General features: G+C 38.8%; 19 protein-coding genes. 13 read left to right on the forward strand and 6 right to left on the reverse strand.

Annotation, left to right across the window (positions count from 1 at the left end):
• Window positions 1-103 precede the first annotated feature (103 nt).
• On the reverse strand, window positions 104-1,234 hold the full coding sequence (gene dnaN / locus RG571_RS01785; RefSeq protein WP_002288361.1) for a DNA polymerase III subunit beta: 1,131 nt from the start codon (window positions 1,232-1,234) through the stop codon (window positions 104-106).
• A gap of 197 nt (window positions 1,235-1,431) precedes the next feature.
• The gene (gene dnaA / locus RG571_RS01790; protein WP_114634997.1) at window positions 1,432-2,766 is read right to left on the reverse strand and encodes a chromosomal replication initiator protein DnaA; all 1,335 of its coding nucleotides are present in this window, start codon (window positions 2,764-2,766) and stop codon (window positions 1,432-1,434) included.
• 522 nt (window positions 2,767-3,288) lie between these two features.
• Here dnaA and rpmH point away from each other — a divergent pair.
• The 4 genes from rpmH to jag all read left to right on the forward strand — a co-directional run bounded on the left by rpmH (window position 3,289) and on the right by jag (window position 5,488).
• Complete coding sequence (rpmH, locus tag RG571_RS01795; protein ID WP_002293121.1) at window positions 3,289-3,423, forward strand: 50S ribosomal protein L34; 135 nt, start codon at window positions 3,289-3,291, stop codon at window positions 3,421-3,423.
• A 117-nt stretch (window positions 3,424-3,540) separates the two neighbouring features.
• Window positions 3,541-3,897, forward strand: coding sequence for a ribonuclease P protein component (rnpA, locus tag RG571_RS01800; RefSeq protein WP_002295255.1), 357 nt, complete (start codon window positions 3,541-3,543; stop codon window positions 3,895-3,897).
• Window positions 3,894-4,712, forward strand: coding sequence for a YidC/Oxa1 family membrane protein insertase (locus tag RG571_RS01805; protein ID WP_002295256.1), 819 nt, complete (start codon window positions 3,894-3,896; stop codon window positions 4,710-4,712). The genes rnpA and RG571_RS01805 overlap by 4 nt, the downstream gene beginning before the upstream one ends.
• Before the next feature lie 17 nt (window positions 4,713-4,729).
• Window positions 4,730-5,488 carry an RNA-binding cell elongation regulator Jag/EloR gene (gene jag, locus RG571_RS01810; RefSeq protein WP_002295258.1) on the forward strand — a complete coding sequence of 253 codons (759 nt, stop codon included), beginning with the start codon at window positions 4,730-4,732 and terminating at the stop codon, window positions 5,486-5,488.
• Window positions 5,489-5,655: 167 nt separating this feature from the next.
• Here the strand turns inward: jag and RG571_RS01815 are convergent, their stop codons facing one another.
• Complete coding sequence (locus RG571_RS01815) at window positions 5,656-6,039, reverse strand: hypothetical protein (protein ID WP_308947460.1); 384 nt, start codon at window positions 6,037-6,039, stop codon at window positions 5,656-5,658.
• Between the two features lie 299 nt (window positions 6,040-6,338).
• Between RG571_RS01815 and mnmE the strand changes: the two genes are divergently transcribed.
• From mnmE to guaB, 9 genes are all read left to right on the forward strand, one after another.
• Window positions 6,339-7,736, forward strand: coding sequence for a tRNA uridine-5-carboxymethylaminomethyl(34) synthesis GTPase MnmE (mnmE, locus tag RG571_RS01820; RefSeq protein ID WP_114634995.1), 1,398 nt, complete (start codon window positions 6,339-6,341; stop codon window positions 7,734-7,736).
• A gap of 16 nt (window positions 7,737-7,752) precedes the next feature.
• Window positions 7,753-9,654: a tRNA uridine-5-carboxymethylaminomethyl(34) synthesis enzyme MnmG gene (gene mnmG / locus RG571_RS01825; RefSeq protein ID WP_002299775.1), complete on the forward strand. Its 1,902-nt coding sequence runs from the start codon at window positions 7,753-7,755 to the stop codon at window positions 9,652-9,654.
• A 231-nt stretch (window positions 9,655-9,885) separates the two neighbouring features.
• Window positions 9,886-10,599 (forward strand): 16S rRNA (guanine(527)-N(7))-methyltransferase RsmG, encoded by a 714-nt coding sequence (gene rsmG / locus RG571_RS01830; RefSeq protein WP_002327580.1) that lies wholly within the window; start codon window positions 9,886-9,888, stop codon window positions 10,597-10,599.
• Window positions 10,600-10,610: 11 nt separating this feature from the next.
• Window positions 10,611-11,378 (forward strand): ParA family protein, encoded by a 768-nt coding sequence (locus tag RG571_RS01835; RefSeq protein ID WP_114634994.1) that lies wholly within the window; start codon window positions 10,611-10,613, stop codon window positions 11,376-11,378.
• Entirely contained in the window at window positions 11,365-12,255 is an 891-nt protein-coding gene (locus tag RG571_RS01840) for a ParB/RepB/Spo0J family partition protein (protein ID WP_002288806.1), read from the forward strand. The genes RG571_RS01835 and RG571_RS01840 overlap by 14 nt, the downstream gene beginning before the upstream one ends.
• Before the next feature lie 20 nt (window positions 12,256-12,275).
• On the forward strand, window positions 12,276-12,467 hold the full coding sequence (locus RG571_RS01845; protein ID WP_002293106.1) for a DUF951 domain-containing protein: 192 nt from the start codon (window positions 12,276-12,278) through the stop codon (window positions 12,465-12,467).
• Between the two features lie 8 nt (window positions 12,468-12,475).
• Window positions 12,476-13,576, forward strand: coding sequence for a redox-regulated ATPase YchF (ychF, locus tag RG571_RS01850; protein ID WP_002318786.1), 1,101 nt, complete (start codon window positions 12,476-12,478; stop codon window positions 13,574-13,576).
• A gap of 89 nt (window positions 13,577-13,665) precedes the next feature.
• Window positions 13,666-14,361: a DUF1129 domain-containing protein gene (locus RG571_RS01855; protein WP_002299780.1), complete on the forward strand. Its 696-nt coding sequence runs from the start codon at window positions 13,666-13,668 to the stop codon at window positions 14,359-14,361.
• Between the two features lie 749 nt (window positions 14,362-15,110).
• Entirely contained in the window at window positions 15,111-16,595 is a 1,485-nt protein-coding gene (gene guaB, locus RG571_RS01860; protein WP_002295264.1) for an IMP dehydrogenase, read from the forward strand.
• A 549-nt stretch (window positions 16,596-17,144) separates the two neighbouring features.
• Here the strand turns inward: guaB and serS are convergent.
• The 3 genes from serS to RG571_RS01875 form a co-directional block, all read right to left on the reverse strand.
• Window positions 17,145-18,416 carry a serine--tRNA ligase gene (gene serS, locus RG571_RS01865; protein WP_002307286.1) on the reverse strand — a complete coding sequence of 424 codons (1,272 nt, stop codon included), beginning with the start codon at window positions 18,414-18,416 and terminating at the stop codon, window positions 17,145-17,147.
• Between the two features lie 293 nt (window positions 18,417-18,709).
• Window positions 18,710-19,918, reverse strand: a complete 1,209-nt coding sequence (locus RG571_RS01870) for a cell wall metabolism sensor histidine kinase WalK (RefSeq protein ID WP_002295267.1) — start codon at window positions 19,916-19,918, stop codon at window positions 18,710-18,712.
• The gene (locus RG571_RS01875) at window positions 19,905-20,594 is read right to left on the reverse strand and encodes a response regulator transcription factor (RefSeq protein ID WP_002295268.1); all 690 of its coding nucleotides are present in this window, start codon (window positions 20,592-20,594) and stop codon (window positions 19,905-19,907) included. The genes RG571_RS01870 and RG571_RS01875 overlap by 14 nt, the downstream gene beginning before the upstream one ends.
• Window positions 20,595-21,017: the final 423 nt, after the last annotated feature.

The raw sequence follows: 21,017 nt of genomic DNA on the forward strand, positions 1-21,017 counted from the left end.
AAATAAACAGAAAGCCTTAAAAGAGATTTTATGGCCTTCTGTTTAAAATTTTATTTTTTCTATTTCTTTTCAATTAAATTTTCAAGAACATTGAAAATCATTGTTAATTTGTACGTACAGGAGTAATCAGCTGAATAAATTGAACGCCATCTTCCGTTGGTTCCAATGTAAATGGACGAATAGCAGAGATAAATTTCACTTTGATGCTCATATCTCCAAATGCACGCAACGCTGCTTTCATATAATCCGGATTGAAAGAAATATCTAATGGATCGCCACTGCTTGCTGTATAACTCAAGCTTTCTTCTACTTTCCCGATTTCTGGCGAATTTCCGTATAAAACAACCGCATCTGGACGAATAGATAAACGAACGATGTTGTTACGGCCTTCATGAGAAAGTAAAGAAGCCCGTTCGATCGCCGCTAAAAAGCTAGGAACAGAAAATTCAACCTCTGTATTAAAACTTGAAGGAATCAAACGATTGGTATCAGGATAGTTTCCTTCTAGCAAACGGGAATAGAAATACATCGTTTCTGTTTTGAACAACACCTGGTTTTCCATAATGCTGATTTCGACGATTTCTTCTTCATTTGTTAATGAGCGAGATAATTCGATCAAACTTTTTCCAGGAATAACAATATCAAAATGATCAGCCGCTTGTTCTACTGGAATCACGCGTTGACTTAGACGGTGAGAATCAGTAGCTACAGCCAATAAAGAATTATCAGATAAAATGAAATGCACACCTGTCAAGATTGGACGACTCTCATGTTGTGAGACAGCAAAAACTGTTTCGTTGATTAGTTTAGTCAATACGTGTACAGGTAATTTCATCTGGTTATGGCTTTCGACAACAGGAAGATGAGGATAGTTATCTGCATCTAATCCATTTACGATAAAATTCGCTTTTCCAGAAGTGATCGCTACTTGTTTATTTTCTAAAACTTCTAAAGTAAATGTTTCTTCAGGAAGTCTCCGAATGATTTCGCTAAAGAAACGTGCTTGTAAAACAATGGAACCAGTAGATTCGATTTGCATATTTGCTTTTTCGTTTTCAACAGACAAAAAAGTTTCAATTGATATATCAGCGTTGCTCCCCGTCAAAGTCAAACCTTCTTGTGTCAGTGTGATTTTTACACCTGTCAAAATAGGGATCGTGGTTTTGCTTGAAATAGCTCGTTGAACAGTTTGCAATTCCTGCATAAAGCTAGCTCGGTTTAAAGTAACTTTCATGATGTATCTCCTTTGAATGTTTGTTTATTTATTATTAGTTAAAAAGAATAATAAAAGTAATAGGGCATGTTGATTCTGTGGAAAACTCAAAAAACGTAAGAGAGAAACGAAAAAACAGCTGTGGAAAAAGTGTGTATAACTTTTGAACGTTTTTTTCTTTTATCCACATGCTATTTTCAGTTGATAGAATCGACAAATTAATTTAGTAAAAAGTTTTTGATTTCTGATACTTCATTTTGCATACTGACACTAGAATCCATCAGCTGCTGGATTTTTTCATGAGCATGGATAACCGTTGTATGATCCTTGCCACCGAATTCAGCTCCGATTTTCGGTAAAGAATTATCTGTGAGCTCACGTGCCAAATACATAGCGATTTGTCTAGGAACAACAATAGATTTGACGCGTTTCTTTCCTTTGAGATCTTTCAATTGGATGTGATAATACTTTGCCACTTCTTCTTGGATCTGCAGGATTGACAATTGAGGATGTCCTTTTCCTGATTTTAACGTTTTTAGTGCGTCTGCAGCTAGACTAGTCGAAATATCTTCACTATTCATCGCAGCAAAAGCTTGCACTCGAACAAGCGCACCTTCTAATTCGCGAATGTTAGAATCGATTTGTCCTGCGATGTAGCTTAGTGTGTCATCTGGGATCTCTAGACGTTCAGCCGCCGCTTTTTTACGTAAAATTGCTGTTCTTGTTTCAAGATCCGGCGGTGTAATATCAACAGACAGCCCCCATGCAAAGCGAGAAACAAGGCGTTCTTGCAGTTTCGGAATCTCATTTGGCAACCGATCACTGGTTAGTACGATTTGTTTCCCTTCATTGTACAAGGCATTGAAAGTATGGAAAAACTCTTCTTGCGTAGCTTCTTTTTCTGCAAAAAATTGAATGTCATCCACTAGCAGTAAATCAACATTTCGATATTCTTGACGGAACTCTTCTGCTGTTTTGTTTTGGATCGAATTGATGAAATCATTAGCAAAAGTTTCACTGCTTACATATTTTACTTTGGCATTAGGCTGACTTTGCAGCATTTGATGACCAATTGCATGCATCAAGTGAGTCTTACCAAGTCCCACGCCTCCATAAAAGAAGAGCGGGTTATAAATAGAACCTGGATCTTCTGCTACAACGAGCGCTGCTGCATGAGCCATCTGGTTTCCTTTACCAATGACAAACGTATCAAAGGTATATTTAGGGTTCAGCATGGCTTTTTTTAGCGGACTAGGTGCCACAACTTTTGGATTTTTTTCTTCTATAACTTCTTCTTGCTCTGCTTCTTCGCCAGTAATAAAGCGAGGGATAATCTCATTTCCTGATAACATATAACCGACTTCAACGATTTTTGTCGCCAGGTTTTTTTCCCAATATTCTTTATGAATCTTGCTAGGAACCTCAAGAACGAGCTGGTTTTGATCAAGGGTTCGAGGGTTCGCTGTTTCGATCCATGTATTATAGCTAGCAGGCGATAAATCCTTTTGGTATGTTGCTTTTAATTCATTCCATAAAGCATCGAGGGATACCATATAAGGCCTCCTCCTTCATTAAAAAGTGAATAACTAGTACTAATTTAGCATTTTTTTCAATAGTTTTCCACAGAAACCGAAGAAAAAAATTTTTTAATTACAATTATCCACACAATCGACAAAAAGAAAAAAGAGAAAAACACAGTTGTCAAAAAAAGTTTTCCACAACACTAATACACAGGTGGAAAACTCGTAAAAAACAATAGATTTCCTCTCGCATCTGTGGATAAAAAATATAGATATACCAATAGTTAGGAGACGTAATACACAGGAAATCGCCTGATTGTGGATTACTTTTTATACACGTGTGTTTTCTGTGTAAAACCAGCCATTTATTATCTGTGGATAATCCCTGTGTATAACTTTTTCCACATAGGATTCCCACAGAAAAAAATAATCTTGTGGATAAGTTTTAACAATCGATCTTCTATTTTATATTGACAAAATCACTACTTTGTCGTTATACTATCAAAGTATGTCTGTATTTATAAAATAGATAAGAACATTTTGGAGGTGGAATATATGAAAAGAACATACCAACCAAATAAACGTAAACGTCAAAAAGTTCACGGATTCCGTAAACGTATGAGTACTAAAAATGGACGTCGTGTGTTAGCTAGCCGTCGTCGCAAAGGAAGAAAAGTTCTTTCAGCTTAGGCCACTGGGGTTTCAGTGGTTTTTTTTATACTCTTTTTTAGGGAAATGATGAAAGGACAATCGTAATTATGGTATGATTATGAGCGTAAGTGAGAGATAGAAAAGGAAAGAAAACTAATGAGAAAAGCGTATCGAGTAAAAAAAGAACGAGAGTTTCAAGCCGTGTTCCATACGGGAGATTCTTTTGCTAACCGCAAATTCGTCGTTTACCGTTTGGAAAAACCGGGACAGCCTCATTTTCGAGTTGGTTTATCTGTAGGAAAAAAGGTCGGCAACGCGGTAAACCGCAATGAAGTCAAACGAAAAATCCGAGCAGCAGTTTATTCTATAAAAGAAGAGATTGATCCGGAGTTGGATTTTATTGTGATTGCTAGACCAAGTGTGAAGGGGTTGACTTATGATGAGGTTCGCTCCAATTTAGTCCACGTCTTAAAACTTGCAAAAATAATCGACAGAGAGGAAAAGAGTAAGTGAAGAAATACAAACGTTTACTTTTGATGGCCGGTATCGTTAGTTTGGTCATCGTCTTATCCGGTTGCGGAACTGGGGAAGTCAGCGCACAGAGTACAGGAATTTGGGATCGTTACATTGTTTATTACTTTGCTGAGGCGATCAAGGCGTTGTCATTTGGTAATGCAGGGATAGGGATCATTTTATTTACACTGATCATCCGCGTGATCCTATTGCCGTTGATGCATTTCCAAACAAAGAGCATGCGTAAAACACAAGAATTACAACCGAAATTAAAAGCACTGCAGCAACAATATAGTTCAAGAGACCCGGAAACACAAAGTAAGTTAAGAGAAGAGCAGCAGCGTTTATATGCAGAAAATGGCGTCAATCCATATGCTGGTTGTCTTCCTTTATTAGTACAAATGCCAATCTTGATGGCGTTATGGCAATCTATTTCACGTGTACCTGAGTTGAAACAAGGGCATTTCTTATGGTTGAACTTAGGGAACGCGGATCCAACATTTATTTTGCCGATTTTAGCAGCAATCTTTACTTTTGCAAGTACGTATTTATCTAGCATGAGTCAGATTGAATCGAATGCATCAATGAAGATCATGAATTTCGTGATGCCTGTAATGATTTTAGTGATGGGTGTCAATTTAGCCAGCGGTCTTTCATTATACTGGGTAGTTTCCAATGCCTTCCAAGTTGTACAAACGCTGCTGATCAACAACCCTTTCAAAATTCGAAAAGAGCGTGAAGAAGAAGCACGGAGAATCCGCGAAAGAGAACGTGCTCTTAAGAAAGCAATGAATCCTAAGAAAAAACGGAAATAATAGGGGAGGTAATGCTAATGCCGATTTATGAAGCTGCAACAATAGACGAAGCTGTCCAACTAGGTCTGGCTGATTTGGGTTTGGCCAAAGACCAAGTCGAAATCGAAATACTGGAAGAAGGAAAAAAAGGTTTCCTAGGAATGGGTCGAAAGAATGCACGGCTTTCGATCCAGCCAAGTATCAGCGAAAAAGTTTCTGAAACAGTAGAACAGACTGTAGAAGAAATTTTGGAAGAAGAACCAACAGCTGAGATCGAGGTAGTCAACGAAACGATTCTTGAAGAAAAAACAGAAGAAGTAAGTGAGCTAGGTGATGAAGCAGCTTTAACGGAATTGGCAGTTTATCTTACTGAAATTTCAAAACAGCTTGATGCTCCAGCTCTTGTCAAAATGGAAAGAGAATCAAATAATATGGTTGTTTTCCATTTAGAAACACAAAAGCAAGGCATACTGATTGGGAAACATGGAAAAACACTGAATGCATTGCAATATCTGGCACAAGTCTTCATCCATCGTTTAGCAAGAAATAAGCTGTCTGTAGTAGTCAATGTAGGCAATTACCGTGAAAAGCGCCAAGAGATCATTCAGCGTTTAGCTGATCGCACGGCTGAAAAAGTAAAACGGACAGGGCAGCCTGTTTTCTTAGAACCAATGCCTGCATTTGAACGTAAACAAATCCATGCTGCATTAAGCAAAGATGAACATGTAAAAACACATTCGGAAGGTGAGGAACCTTATCGTTATTTAGTAGTAGAACCTGCTAAAAAATATTATTGATTCCATTACTTTTTGAATAAATCACGTTGACAAAGTTTTTCAAACCAAGTATATTTTACTAGAAATCATTCTTATCAGAGTATACGATGAAGTAGTCACTAACTTTGATAGAAAAAAGCGGATCGAAACTGTCTTCAGTTTTGATCCGCTTTTTTTGTCTGTTTCATTTAACCAATCGTTGTTTGGATAAATTGGATCACTGTTCCATAAGCAAAAAGTTCCAGAAAATACTTTCCGTCGCGTTTTTTTTGCTGATACTCAAAATGACAGTTGATTACTGCATTCGCACCATATTCAAGTACCTTCGTCTTTAATTTCCTCTTCGTTGTTAAGAAAAGGTCATCTTTGGGAAAAGATGGGTCAAACAAATCAGCTTCTAAGCATTCCACAACAAAAACGATATCGCGGACGATATATTTCTGGTTGATATTCCCTGTATATAAAACGACATCGTTGATCCGAGGGTCACTTTCTTCTTCCAATGCAGCAGATCTGAACGGGCTCACATATTTTCTCCTTTCAAAAGTGCATAGTTTAGATAGCGCTACCATTTAGTGTACCGTTTTTTTTAAGAAAGATAAAGCCTTGTTTATACAGTATCTTCTCTTCGAATAAACCAAAGAACGCAAAGAGACATCCAAGGACAATCCAATATAAGGTAATGGAAGCAGAACAGGCTCAACTTCATCTAACTTGTTTTAAACACTTGATTCCTTATAGCAAGTGTGATAATCTATGACCAGAATTTAATCAAGAACAAGCAGTCAAAGTGCGAAGTTCACCGTTTATTGTGCATAAAGGGTGGAGTGGGCACTTTTTTTGTGCGCAAAATGAAAAAGGAAGTGAAAAAATGGCTGAAATTACTTTAGAATTTGATACGATTGCAGCAATTTCTACCCCACCTGGAGAAGGTGCAATCAGTATCGTTCGTTTAAGTGGCGATCAAGCTGTGCAACTAGCAGATAAAGTTTATCAATCTGGAAACAAACGATTATCAGAAGTACCAAGCCATACGATCCATTATGGACATATCGCTGATCCCAAGAGCAATCAGCTTGTCGATGAAGTCATGGTCTCCGTGATGAGAGCACCAAAGACATTTACGCGGGAAGATGTAGTAGAAATCAATTGTCACGGTGGGATCGTTGTAGTCAATCAAATTTTGCAGCTATTGTTAAGAGAAGGTGCAAGATTAGCTGAGCCAGGCGAATTCACAAAACGAGCATTCTTGAATGGTCGTGTTGACCTTTCACAGGCAGAAGCTGTGATGGATTTGATTCGGGCAAAAACAGACAAAGCAATGGGACTAGCTCTTAATCAGTTAGACGGCAACCTGTCTGCTTTGATCCGCTCATTGAGACAAGAAATTTTAGAGACATTAGCACAAGTAGAAGTAAATATTGATTATCCAGAATATGATGATGTCGAAGAATTGACTACGAAGTTATTGCTTGAAAAAGCGCAGATGATCCAACAAAGAATCCAAGCGCTACTTGCTACATCCAAGCAAGGGAAGGTTCTGCGAGAAGGGTTAAGTACGGCAATCATCGGCCGGCCAAATGTCGGCAAATCAAGCTTGTTAAACCATTTGTTAAGAGAAGAAAAAGCAATCGTTACGGATATTGCAGGAACGACTCGAGATGTAATCGAAGAGTATGTCAATGTTCGGGGGGTACCGCTCAAGCTAATCGATACAGCTGGAATTCGGGAAACAGAAGATGTGGTGGAACGGATCGGGGTCGAAAGAAGCCGAAAAGCATTAGCAGAAGCAGACTTGATCTTACTTGTTCTAAACCAAAGCGAACCACTGACAGCAGAAGATGAACAATTATTGGAAGCGACAAGTGGATTAAAACGGATCATTCTTCTAAATAAAACAGATTTGCCAGCACAGCTGGAACAAGAAAAATTGAAGAAATTGATCGAAAATGAACCAGTTTTTTCAATTTCCGTAGCTAAAAACGACGGACTAGATCGTTTGGAATCAGCTATTTCTGATTTATTCTTCAGCGGAGAAACAGGAGAAAGAGACGCTACTTATGTTTCTAATACCCGCCATATCGCGTTGTTAGAAAAAGCTTCCCTCTCACTTGAAGAAGTCATTGCAGGTATTGATGCAGGAATGCCTGTGGATCTCGTTCAAATAGATATGACGCGTTGCTGGGACTATCTAGGAGAAGTTGTCGGCGACAGTGTACAAGATGAGCTAATCACTCAATTATTCAGTCAATTTTGTCTAGGAAAATAAAAGGAGGAACAAACGATTGGAACATTATGAAGCAGATGCGTATGACGTGATCGTTGTTGGCGCAGGACACGCCGGTTCAGAAGCTGCACTTGCTGCTGCACGTATGGGATCAAAAACATTATTACTGACAATAAATTTGGACATGGTAGCATTCATGCCATGTAATCCTTCTGTAGGCGGACCAGCTAAAGGCGTTGTCGTTCGAGAAATCGATGCGCTAGGCGGAGAAATGGGTAAGAATATCGATAAAACCTATATCCAAATGCGTATGTTGAACACAGGAAAAGGCCCAGCTGTCCGAGCATTGCGAGCACAAGCAGACAAACATGCTTATTCAACAGAAATGAAACATACGATCGAAAAAGAACCAAATTTGACGCTAAGACAAGGAATCGTCGAAGAACTGATCGTCGAAGATGGTGTTTGTCATGGAGTAGTGACTTCCACAGGAGCGAGCTACCGGGCCAAAGCAGTTGTTATTACAGCCGGAACAGCACTTCGCGGAGAAATCATTATCGGTGAATTGAAATATTCATCAGGTCCGAATAACTCTCAACCTTCTATTGGACTAGCGAATCATCTAAAAGAACTTGGCTTTGCTATCGAACGGTTCAAAACAGGAACACCGCCTCGAGTAAAATCAAGTACGATCGACTATTCTGTTACAGAAGAGCAACCTGGTGACAAAGAGCCGAATCATTTTAGCTTCAGCACACCAGATAGTGCCTATAAACTAGATCAGGAATCTTGCTGGCTGACCTATACAGGTGAGACGACTCACCAAATTATTCGAGACAACTTACATCGTGCCCCAATGTTTACAGGGATCGTTGAAGGGGTAGGCGCTCGCTATTGCCCATCCATCGAAGATAAGATCGTGCGTTTTGCAGACAAACCACGTCATCAATTATTTTTGGAACCAGAAGGCTTAAATACGGAAGAAGTCTATGTTCAAGGTTTATCTACTTCTTTACCAGAGGATGTTCAAGTCAACATGCTTCATTCTATTGCTGGATTAGAAAAAGTAGAAATGATGCGTACAGGATATGCTATCGAATATGACGTAGTAGAGCCACACCAGCTCCGTCCGACATTAGAAACTAAAGTCGTTGAAAATCTTTATACAGCTGGACAAACAAATGGTACAAGCGGTTATGAAGAAGCGGCTGGACAAGGGCTGATTGCCGGTATCAATGCAGCTTTGAAAGTTCAGGGAAAAGAACCTTTAGTGATCAAACGAAGTGACGGTTACATCGGTGTCATGATCGATGATTTGGTAACAAAAGGAACGAACGAACCTTATCGTTTGCTGACTTCACGTGCTGAATACCGTCTGCTTTTACGTCATGATAATGCAGATTTGCGATTAACAGAAATGGGTCACCGTGTAGGCTTAGTAAAAGAAGATCAATACAAGAATTATTTGAAGAAAAAAGAAGCAGTTGAACAAGAAATCAAACGTTTGATGAATGTACGAATCAAACCAACAGAAGAAGTCCAAGACTTTTTAGCAACGATTAATGCGGCACCATTAAAAGATGGTGTACTAGCAAGCGACTTTTTAAGACGTCCTGAGATTACTTATGCAGATCTTCTACGGTTTATTCCAGAAAATGAAGAATTGACACGAAAAGAAATCGAACAAGTAGAAATCCAAATCAAATATGAAGGCTACATCAAAAAAGCCATGGAAAAAGTAGAAAAATTAAAACGCATGGAAGCGAAAAAGATTCCAGAAAACATCGACTACGCAGCAATCAACGGATTAGCAACAGAAGCAAAACAAAAATTGCAGAAAATCCAACCAGAAACAATTGCCCAAGCTAGCCGAATCAGTGGCGTAAACCCTGCAGACCTAAGTATCCTAATGGTCTATATCGAACAAGGGAAGATTGCGAAAGTCAGTGAACCAGCGTAATACGTAATAATAAATAGAAGAGAGAACTAGTTTTTGCAGAAATTGCTCAAAGCTAGTTCTCTCTTCTGTGTATATTTTATGAGTCATACTAGAAAGAAAAAGTCTATCGGCTTTTCTTACTTTTCAAATTTTTAAGAATCCATATGGAAGGATTGCATGTCTAGGGATTTTGCGTTAAAGTAGGGAGAGAATCTGTGAAACAATTGCTGTTTCACAATGAAAGGAATATTTATGATACCAGAAGAATTTCGCCAATCCTTGGCAGAAAAAGGGATAGAGCTTACCGATCATCAAATGAATCAATTCGCTATTTATTATCGGACATTAGTCGAATGGAACGAAAAGATGAACCTTACAGCTATTACGGATGAAAAAGACGTATATCTGAAGCATTTTTACGATTCACTTACATTAGCATTTGAAGTAGACTTTACGCAGCCTTTTTCTTTATGCGATGTCGGTTCGGGGGCAGGGTTTCCTAGCATACCTTTAAAAATTGCCTTTCCAGAACTGCAGATAACGATCGTTGATTCTCTGAATAAACGAATAACCTTCTTATCTGAGTTAACCCGATTATTAGGAATCGATGCTTCCTTATATCATGACCGGGCAGAAACATTTGGGCAAAATCCTCACTTTCGTGCATCATTTGACCTTGTCACTGCTCGTGCGGTTGCTCGTTTGAATGTGTTAGCGGAATTGTGTTTGCCCTTGGCTAAACAAGAAGGCTATTTTTATGCATTGAAAGCAGCAAAAAGTGAAGAGGAATTGACAGAAGCAAAACAAGCGATTGCTTTATTAGGTGGTAAATTCCTCAAAGAAGAGGCGGTTACCTTGCCGAATGTCTCTGACCAACGGCATATCATCGTTATTCAAAAAAAGAAACCAACCCCAAAGAAATACCCAAGAAAGCCCGGACTGCCTAATAAGCAGCCAATCAAATAGGAGGAGAAGAGATGGCACAAATAATATCTGTTGCGAACCAAAAAGGTGGCGTCGGCAAAACAACGACGACGGTGAATCTAGGTGCTTGTCTTGCTAGCCTTGGTAAAAAAGTATTGCTAGTGGATATGGATGCGCAAGGAAATGCTACCAGTGGTGTCGGGATCAGAAAACCTGATGTGACAAGAGACATCTATGATGTTCTAGTCAATGAATTGCCAATTGATGAGGCAACTTTGACCACTGAACACGAAAATTTGAGTATTGTGCCTGCGACTCTCCAATTAGCAGGAGCAGAGATCGAATTGACGTCAATGATGGCAAGAGAATCAAGATTAAAAGGATCTTTAGCAGAAGTAAGCAGTCAGTATGATTATATTTTGATCGATTGCCCGCCTTCTCTTGGCCATCTGACAATCAATTCATTTACAGCAAGTGATTCGATTTTGATACCTGTTCAGTGTGAGTATTACGCATTGGAAGGATTAAGCCAATTACTGAATACGGTTCGTTTAGTCCAAAAACACTTTAATCCAGAATTAGAGATCGAGGGAGTCTTACTGACAATGTATGATGCACGAACAAATCTGGGAAATGAAGTCGTAGAAGAAGTACGTAAATACTTCCGCGAAAAAGTTTACGAAACGATCATTCCAAGAAATATTCGTTTATCAGAAGCACCTAGTCATGGAAAACCGATCATCGACTACGATCCACGTTCTCGAGGAGCTGAAGTCTACCAAGCATTGGCAAAGGAAGTGGTAAGTCGTGAAGAAAAGTAAAGGATTAGGCCGAGGAATCGATGCACTGTTTCAAGATTTAGAAAACTTAGAGACGGTGGATGTAAAAGATGATACCGTTGTCCAGCTACCATTGAATGAGCTGCGACCAAATCCGTATCAGCCCCGTAAAACATTTGAAGAAGTATCTTTGCAGGAACTAGCTAATTCTATTGAACAATCAGGCGTCTTTCAACCCATCATCGTACGCCGTTCCGCAGTAAAAGGATATGAGATTATTGCAGGGGAGCGACGTTTTCGAGCGTCCAAACTAGCTGAAAAAGAAACGATCCCTGCTATCGTTAGAGACTTTGACGAAGAAGCGATGATGCAAGTAGCAGTGCTGGAAAACTTGCAGCGAGAAGATCTGAATCCGTTAGAAGAAGCAGAAGCATATGAGATGCTGATGAAAAACCTGAAACTAACACAAGCAGAAGTAGCTAGTCGTTTAGGAAAGAGCAGACCTTATATCGCCAATTATTTGCGCTTGCTTTCTTTACCGGATCTTGTCAAGGAAATGGTACAAGATCAGCGTTTATCTATGGGACAAGCCCGTACGCTGTTAGGTTTAAAAAATAAAACATTGATCTTGAAATTAGCCAATCGTGCAGTAACTGAAAATTTAACTGTCCGCCAACTGGAACAGCTTGTTTCTGAGTTAAATCAAAATGATGGAAAAGAAAAGAAAAAAATCCCAAGGCTAGCAAAGGAAAAACCATATTATATCCGAGAAAGCGAAGATCGTTTGATGGATAAATTTGGTACAAGTGTAGCTATCCAAGAAAAAAATGGGAAAGGTAAGATCGAGATTGAATATCTTTCTCAAAAAGATTTGACTCGAATTCTTGATATCTTGAATATTCAATTTGATGAAGAATAAACAAAAAGGAGGCTATTTTTATGTACGACTTGCACGATATCGTTGAAATGAAAAAACCTCACGCTTGCCAGACGAATCGCTGGGAAGTCATTCGAATGGGCGCAGATATCAAAATCAGATGTATGAATTGCGGACATATCGTCATGATGACCCGTCGAGATTTTGAAAAGAAATTAAAAAAAGTAATTGAAAAAAATGCAGAGAAAGAGTGAATAAATTTATGGCATTGACTGCTGGAATTGTTGGGTTGCCCAACGTAGGAAAATCAACTTTGTTTAATGCGATCACAAAAGCAGGAGCGGAAGCAGCAAACTATCCCTTTGCAACGATCGACCCTAACATAGGGATGGTAGAAGTACCTGACTGGCGTTTGCAACGCTTAACAGAACTTGTACATCCGAAAAAAACTGTTCCGACGACTTTTGAATTTACAGATATTGCTGGAATCGTAAAAGGCGCAAGTAAAGGAGAAGGTTTGGGAAATCAATTCTTAAGCCATATCCGCCAAGTAGACGCTATTTGTCACGTTGTTCGCTGTTTTGATGATGATAATATTACTCACGTAGAAGGACGTGTTGATCCACTAGAAGATATTGATACGATCAACTTGGAACTAGTGTTAGCAGACTTAGAATCTATCAACAAACGCTATACTCGTGTAGCAAAAGTTGCTAAAACCAAAGATAAAGATGCAGTGGCAGAACTAGCTGTACTGGATAAAATCAAACCTGTACTGGAAGAAGGAAAATCTGCCCGAACGATCGAATTTACTGAAGAAGAACAAAAAATCGTTAAATCACTATTTTTATTGACGACAAAACCAATTCTTTATGTAGCCAATGTCTCAGAAGATGACGTAGCAGATGCAGACGCGAATCATTATGTACAAGAAGTGCGCAACTTTGCTGCAGAAGAAAATGCAGAAGTGATCGTGGTCAGTGCTCGTGCAGAAGAAGAAATCGCAGAATTAGATGAAGAAGACAAAGCGGAATTTTTAGAAGCTTTAGGAATCGAAGAATCAGGTTTGGATCAGTTGATCCGTGCTGCTTATGATTTGTTAGGCTTAGCTACTTACTTTACTGCTGGGGAACAAGAAGTACGTGCTTGGACATTCAAAAAAGGAATCAAAGCACCACAAGCAGCAGGAATCATCCATTCAGATTTCGAACGCGGATTTATCCGTGCAGAAACTGTCTCTTTTGAAGACTTGGATCATTACGGAAACATGCATGCAGCAAAAGAAGCTGGACGTGTTCGATTAGAAGGAAAAGATTATGTCGTACAAGACGGCGACGTAATGTTATTCCGCTTTAATGTGTAAAAGGGCTATCAAACTAGCTGTAGAATATGGTAGAATGTCTTTTGTGACGACCGTTGAGAAAAGGAACGGCTAAGGAGGACTATTAGATAATGGAACCAGAACAATTACGAGCAATCGTAAAAGAAAACAATAGTTTAGAAACAAAATTAACCAAAAGAAATCAACAGTACATTTTTGATTTGAAAAAATCTTTAGAAGCAGCGAATTTGTCTGAAGAAGAAAAAGTAAAAGCCCTTCATGACATTCTGCCTACTTTAGTTGCAGAACAAAAAGGCGGAAGAACAGCCCGTCAATTGTTTGGGACAGTCTCTGAAAGAACGGAAGCAATCATCAATAAGCCAGCAGAAGTAAAAAATTCATCCACCCCTTTATTGATGTGGTTAGATAATACGTTGCTGTTGCTTGGTCTATTAAGTATCATGATTGCGATTACCGGATTGTTTTCACGTGGAACAACGCCAGCTTATGGCTTTTCTACACTCGTTCTAGGTTCTGCAATCGGTGGCTGGGTCTTTTATATGATGTACAAATACATCTATCAATATGAATATCCCGGAGCAGATCGAAGCAAGAAACCAGGAATGGGTAAGACATTGCTTATCCTAGGTGGAACGACACTTCTTTGGGTCGTACTGTTTTCTGCGACAACACTATTGCCGCCAGTTATCAATCCAGTATTAGATCCAGTAGTAGTTATCATTATCGGGGCAGCTGCTTTAGCAATCCGTTACTACTTGAAGAAAAAATACGGGATTATTGGAAGTTTATCCGTCCCAAGAAGATAAACTAGCAAAAAGATCAGCTATTTTGCTAAATATCGAGGGGTAGTAAAGAACCTCATTTTGTTTATCCATAATTAAATAATAGTAAGGGGCTGTGACAAAAGTCTTGTCACAGTCCTTTTTACGATAAACGGTGTTCTCCTCCAACTCCTCGATCACAAATCACAATATTCAACAAACATGAGAAACTGTTTTTCCGTTTTTTTCTCTAATACTCAGGTCAGGACGCTGATTTCACAACCTCTTCCTTAAACGGTGTTCAAAAGCTTGCATCTGCGGTAATAAGCCCAACCAATTCAAAAATATGAAAAACTATTTTTGATTGGCTGTTCTTATTACTTGATGCAGGGCAGCTTTTTCACAGCCTCTCCACTAAACGGTGTTCAAAAGCCAGTTTCTCGGTATTAAGTCCAATTTATGCAAAAATGTGGAAAGCCATTTTCACAAAATTTTTCTTACTACTCGAAACTAAGCAGCTTTTTCACAGCCTCTCCACTAAACGGTGTTCAAAAGCTTGCATCTGCGGTAATAAGCCCAACCAATTCAAAAATATGAAAAACTATTTTTGATTGGCTGTTCTTATTACTTGATGCAGGACAGCTTTTTTACAATCTCTTTTAATACACACAGATGTAAACGCTTTATATTGGTATTCTATGAGAAAGCTAACTTGATTCCAAGTAGATCATTGACTTAAATGAAAAAATCAATTATTTTAATAGATAAACTAAATTAGAGGAGTGGTACTAAAAATGTCCAACTGGGAAACAAAGTTCACGAAAAAAGGATTTACTTTTGATGATGTCTTATTGATACCAGCAGAAAGTCACGTGTTACCAAACGAAGTGGATATGAGCGTACAATTAGCTAAAAATATTAAGTTGAATATTCCAATCATCAGTGCAAGTATGGATACTGTTACCGACAGCAAGATGGCCATTGCTATGGCAAGACAAGGCGGACTAGGTGTGATCCATAAAAACATGACGATCAGCCAGCAAGCGGATGAAGTAAGAAAAGTCAAACGTTCTGAAAGTGGCGTAATCATTGATCCGTTCTTCTTAACGCCACAGCATCTTGTAGCAGACGCAGAAGAATTGATGAGCAAATATCGTATCAGTGGTGTGCCAATCGTTGAAACACTTGAAAACAGAAAATTGGTAGGGATAATTACAAACCGCGACATGCGTTTTGTAACAGATTATCACATGCCGATTGCTGATGTGATGACAAAAGACAACTTAGTGACTGCCCCAGTAGGTACCTCTCTAAAAGATGCAGAAAAGATTTTGCAAAAACATAAAATCGAAAAATTACCAATCGTAGATAACGAAGGTCGTTTAAGCGGATTGATCACGATCAAAGACATCGAGAAAGTGATCGAATTTCCAAATGCAGCAAAAGATGAACATGGTCGTTTGCTTGTAGCAGCAGCCGTTGGTGTAACAAGCGATACATTTGAGCGTGCGAATGCTTTATTAGAAGCAGGGGCAGATGCAATCATCATCGATACAGCTCATGGACATAGTGCAGGTGTGATCCGAAAAATTCAAGAAATCCGTTCAACTTTTGCAGATGCAACATTGATTGCAGGAAACGTTGCGACGGCTGAAGCGACAAAAGCTTTATATGATGCAGGTGTAGATGTCGTAAAAGTTGGTATCGGACCAGGATCGATTTGTACGACACGTGTGGTAGCCGGTGTAGGTGTACCTCAGCTCACAGCTATTTATGATGCAGCATCAGTTGCTCGTCAATATGGCAAAGCGATTATTGCAGACGGAGGGATCAAGTATTCTGGTGACATCGTCAAAGCATTAGCTGCCGGCGGACATGCAGTGATGCTAGGAAGTATGTTGGCAGGGACAGATGAATCACCAGGTGAATTCGAAATCTTCCAAGGACGTCGATTCAAAACATACCGAGGTATGGGCTCATTAGGCGCGATGGAAAAAGGTTCAAAAGACCGTTACTTCCAAGGTAGTGTTAATGAAGCAAATAAATTAGTACCAGAAGGAATCGAAGGTCGGGTTGCTTATAAAGGAAGTGTTGCAGATATTATTTTCCAAATGATCGGCGGTTTGCGTTCAGGAATGGGTTATGTTGGGGCAGCGAATCTACAGCAATTACGTGATGAAGCGCAATTTATCCAAATGAGCGGCAGTGGATTAAAAGAATCACACCCTCATGATGTACAAATCACAAAAGAAGCACCAAACTATTCAGTTGAATCTTAAAAACATTAAAGAGCGTGGGACAAAAGTAAAGAACACTTTTGTCTCACGCTCTAAACACGTATAAACGGCGGAAGCAGAATCAACTCCTTCGGAAATAAGAAGAAATTCACAAAAATTTGAAAAGCAATTTTCGTGAATTTCTTCTTATTTCTTGGAGTTAAACGCTTCTGTCCCAGCCTCTTTTTGAATAAACAGTGTTCCCTTGCCACCTCCGAATCACAAGTACAACATTCATAAAATATGAAGAGCTGTTTTTTGAATTTGTTCCTTGTAACTCGGAGCTGGGGGGTAGGCTTACGACCTCTCCACTAAACGGTGTTCAATCAGCTGACCCTCGGTATTAGTTCAACAAACGGTAAAATATGAGGGACTATTTTTCCATTTTTTTCTCTAATACTCAGGCCAGGACGCTGATTTCACAACCTCTCGATAAATGGTGTTCAAAAGTCAGTTTCTCGGTATTAAGTCCAATTTATGCAAAAATGTGGAAAGCCATTTTCACAAAATTTTTCTTAATACTCGAAACTAAGCGGCTTTTTCACAACCTCTTTATTTAATAACTTTCAGATTCCCCATATAAGGAACGAGCGCTTCTGGAACTGTGACAGAACCATCTTCATTTTGGTAATTTTCCAAAATGGCAGCTACTGTACGGCCAACTGCAAGTCCTGAACCATTCAGAGTATGAGCATAGTGGATTTTTCCATCATTATCGCGATAACGGATCATTGCTCGGCGTGCTTGGAAATCTTCACAGTTAGAACAAGAACTGATTTCACGATAAGTATCTTGTGCAGGAATCCATACTTCTAAGTCATAAGTTTTAGCTGCAGAAAAGCCCATGTCTCCAGTTGATAAGGCCATCACACGATAAGGCAAATGCAATTTTTTCAAGATATCTTCTGCATCAGCTGTCATTTTTTCCAATTCTTCGTAAGAATGCTCTGCATCCGAAAATTTGACCATTTCTACTTTATTGAATTGGTGAAGACGAATCAGTCCTCGTGTATCCCGACCAGCACTTCCGGCTTCAGAACGAAAAGCAGGGCTTAGTGCAGTGAAATAAATAGGTAAATCTGCACCATCTAAAATTTCATCATTATAATAGTTAGTTAATGGTACTTCAGCTGTTGGGATTAACGTTAGATCAGTATTCTCCAATTGGAAAACATCTTCTTTGAATTTTGGAAATTGTCCCGTACCAAACATCGCTTTACTGTTGACGATATAAGGAGTGATCATTTCAGTATAGCCGTGTTCGTAAATATGCTGATCAAGCATGAAGTTGTAGACTGCACGTTCTAATCGAGCACCTAATCCTTTGTAATAGACAAAACGGCTACCGGCTACTTTTGCGCCACGTTCAAAATCTAAAATATCAAGATTTTCTGCAATTTCCCAGTGTGGTTTTGGTTCAAAAGCAAATGTACGTGGTTCGCTCCAACGACGGATTTCTACATTGTCCTCTTCATCTGTTCCAACTGGCACAGAATCATGGGGAAGGTTTGGCAAAGTAGTTGCAATTTGTTTCAACTTTTCATCCACTTCAGCAATTTCAGTATCCAATGCTTTGATGTTGCCACCGACTTCTTTCATTTCAGCGATTTTAGCAGAAGCATCTTCTTTTGCACGCTTCAATTGGGCGATCTCAGCAGAAACATCATTTCGATATTTTTTTAATTCTTCACTTTTGACTAGTAGCTTACGACGATTTTCATCTAGTTCCATGAATTCAGCTAATGTTTCTTTTTTTACGCCCCGAGTCATCAATTTTTCTTGTACTTCTTCAATATTTTGTCGCATCATTTTTACATCTAACATATGATTTCCTCCTTTTTGAAAATAAAAAAAGACTGATCCATCCCATTATTCTTGGGACGAATCAGTCTGAAATTCGCGGTACCACCCAAGTTCAGCGTCAGCTGCACTTGTTGAACACATAACGGCTGTTGAACCGACCTTTCTTATTTCGAAAGGGCACGTAAACGAACTGGAACTTCCAAATTATCCTTTGCTGATTTACACCTGCCATCAGCTCTCTGAAAAAGAATAAAGTGTACTGGGTTCTGTGTTTTTCATTTATTCTAATAATTGTAATAAGAATAGCGAATATTTCAGCTTTCGTCAATAACTTCCTGTGTATCAATAGGTAATTTTTCATTTTTCTTGATTGGAAGGTGCATGATGAAAGAAGTCCATTGCTTATCTGATTTTGCATAAATGTATCCGCCGTGCAAAGCCACAATGCTTTGAGCGATTGCTAAACCAAGTCCAGTTCCTCCAGTTGCTTGTGAACGAGATTCTTCTACACGATAAAAACGGTCGAATAGATTATCGATTGCCTGTTGTGGGATCATTGCTCCGTTATTTTTGACTGTTGCAACAACTTCTGAACCGATACGTTCTACTTCGATTACGATCTTCGTTGCTCCTTTTCCGTATTTCAACGCATTCGTCAAAAGATTATTGAAGACACGTACAAGTTTTTCGGTATCGCCATCCATGATAAGGGAGTCTACTTTTGATTGAACAAGTATTTGGATATTTTTTTTAGAAGCTTCCAACTCAAAATCAGCTGCTAACTGTTCGATCAACTGGATCATGTCAAAGGCAGAAAAATTCACCGGGACAGCAGGCTGGCGTACCTTAGTGTATTCAAATAAGTCGTCCACTAAAGATTTCATCTGCTTTGCTTTGATATAAGCAGTATGCGTATACTTTAAAAGATCTTCTTCTGAGTGATACTGGCCATCTTCTATCAGTCCTAGGTATCCAATGATGGACGTGAGTGGGGTACGGATATCATGACTGACATTCGTGATCAATTCATCTTTTGATTTTTCGATTTTACGTTCGTCTTCAATCGCTGCTACGGTACTATCCACCAATCCATTGATACTTGTTACCACTCGGCTTAAGTCACCACTCAGTTCAAAAGGGATACGATGATCATAATTTCCGTTTGCGATGTAGTGAAGTTCGCTGATGATATGCCGCAATTGCATTTGGCGATATCTTCGAATCAAGCGCCAATACAAAACACCAATATCTAATAGAAAGAAAAAGGGAATAATAAAATTCCGGCCGTTCCAGAACAAATCAGTGTTCAATCGTTCTGCAAAAATATTCTTTGAATCCCAAATCGCATTCGTCAAAGAAGGTGAACTGTTGATCACCGAACTGATAACAACCAGAATAGAAACATTTAATAGAAGCAAAAGGATAATCGTGATGATTCCTTCCGCTAACAATTCGCTGATTTCTTTTGAAGTCAAATTGATCCGACGGCGTTTTTCAGTTGCTCGTTTACTATCTTGCGTCAATTTTATAGCCCACTCCCCAAACGGTTTGAATGACTTTTTCACCACCAGTTGCTTCTTCAATTTTATCTCTTAAATGACTAACGTGAACCATGACAGTTTTAGCAGAGACAATACTTTCTTGTTTCCAAACACGCTCAAAAATTTCATCCGCGCTAAATACTCGATTAGGATGACTAGCAAGCAAGTAGAGGATACCGAATTCCAAAGCTGTTAACTGGATTTCTTTCCCATCGATTGTTTTAACTTCATGAGAGTCTTTATTGATGATTAATGCATTTACTTCTAATACATCAGGCTGATCTGGAGCAATCTGCATTTTTGTACGCCGTAATAAAGACTTTACTCTAGCCATTACTTCTAACGGATTAAATGGCTTGGTCACATAATCATCTGCACCAGCGACCAGTCCTTTGATCTTATCCATATCAGTAGTTTTTGCTGTCAGCATAATGATTGGTATTTGAGATTCTTTTCGCAGTTCTTTCACTACTTGCATCCCGTCCATCTCTGGCATCATGATATCTAAAATAAGTAATTCAATATCAGGGATTGTTCTGATTTTAGATAATGCTTCTTTCCCATCATAAGCCTTTACTGCTTCATACCCCTCATTGTGAACATAGATACTTAATAATTCAACGATTTCTTTATCATCGTCAGCAATCAAAATTTTCATAAATAAATCCTCCAGAGTCATATTGTTACTATTATTCTAGCAAAAAAAAGCAGAAATAGATAAAAGCAGCACTTTGTTAAGGAAAATTTTAGAAGGTGAGACATCTAGTTGGTGTGAATAAGACAAGAACATGAACATTAAACTGAAAACAAAAGGATTTTACGTCTCTCGGAGTTATAAAGACGAACGAAAAAGGACCAGAACTAACCAATGATCATGTAAGCTAGAAATGTTGATAAATAAGCATTTTCTTATTGACTTTCACATGTGATGTTGATATATTATTATTTGTTCAAAAGAACACCAATAACTTATTAAATAATAAAAAATAAGTTGTTGACATGTTGGAAATGACATGATAAGATAACTGAGTCGTTAAAAAAGAACCACTTGTGAAGCTTGATTCTATCGAAAAAAACTTGT

Origin of the sequence: Enterococcus sp. FR204, assembly GCF_031143325.1 — a bacterium.
Taxonomy (GTDB): Bacteria; Bacillota; Bacilli; order Lactobacillales; family Enterococcaceae; genus Enterococcus_B; species Enterococcus_B faecium.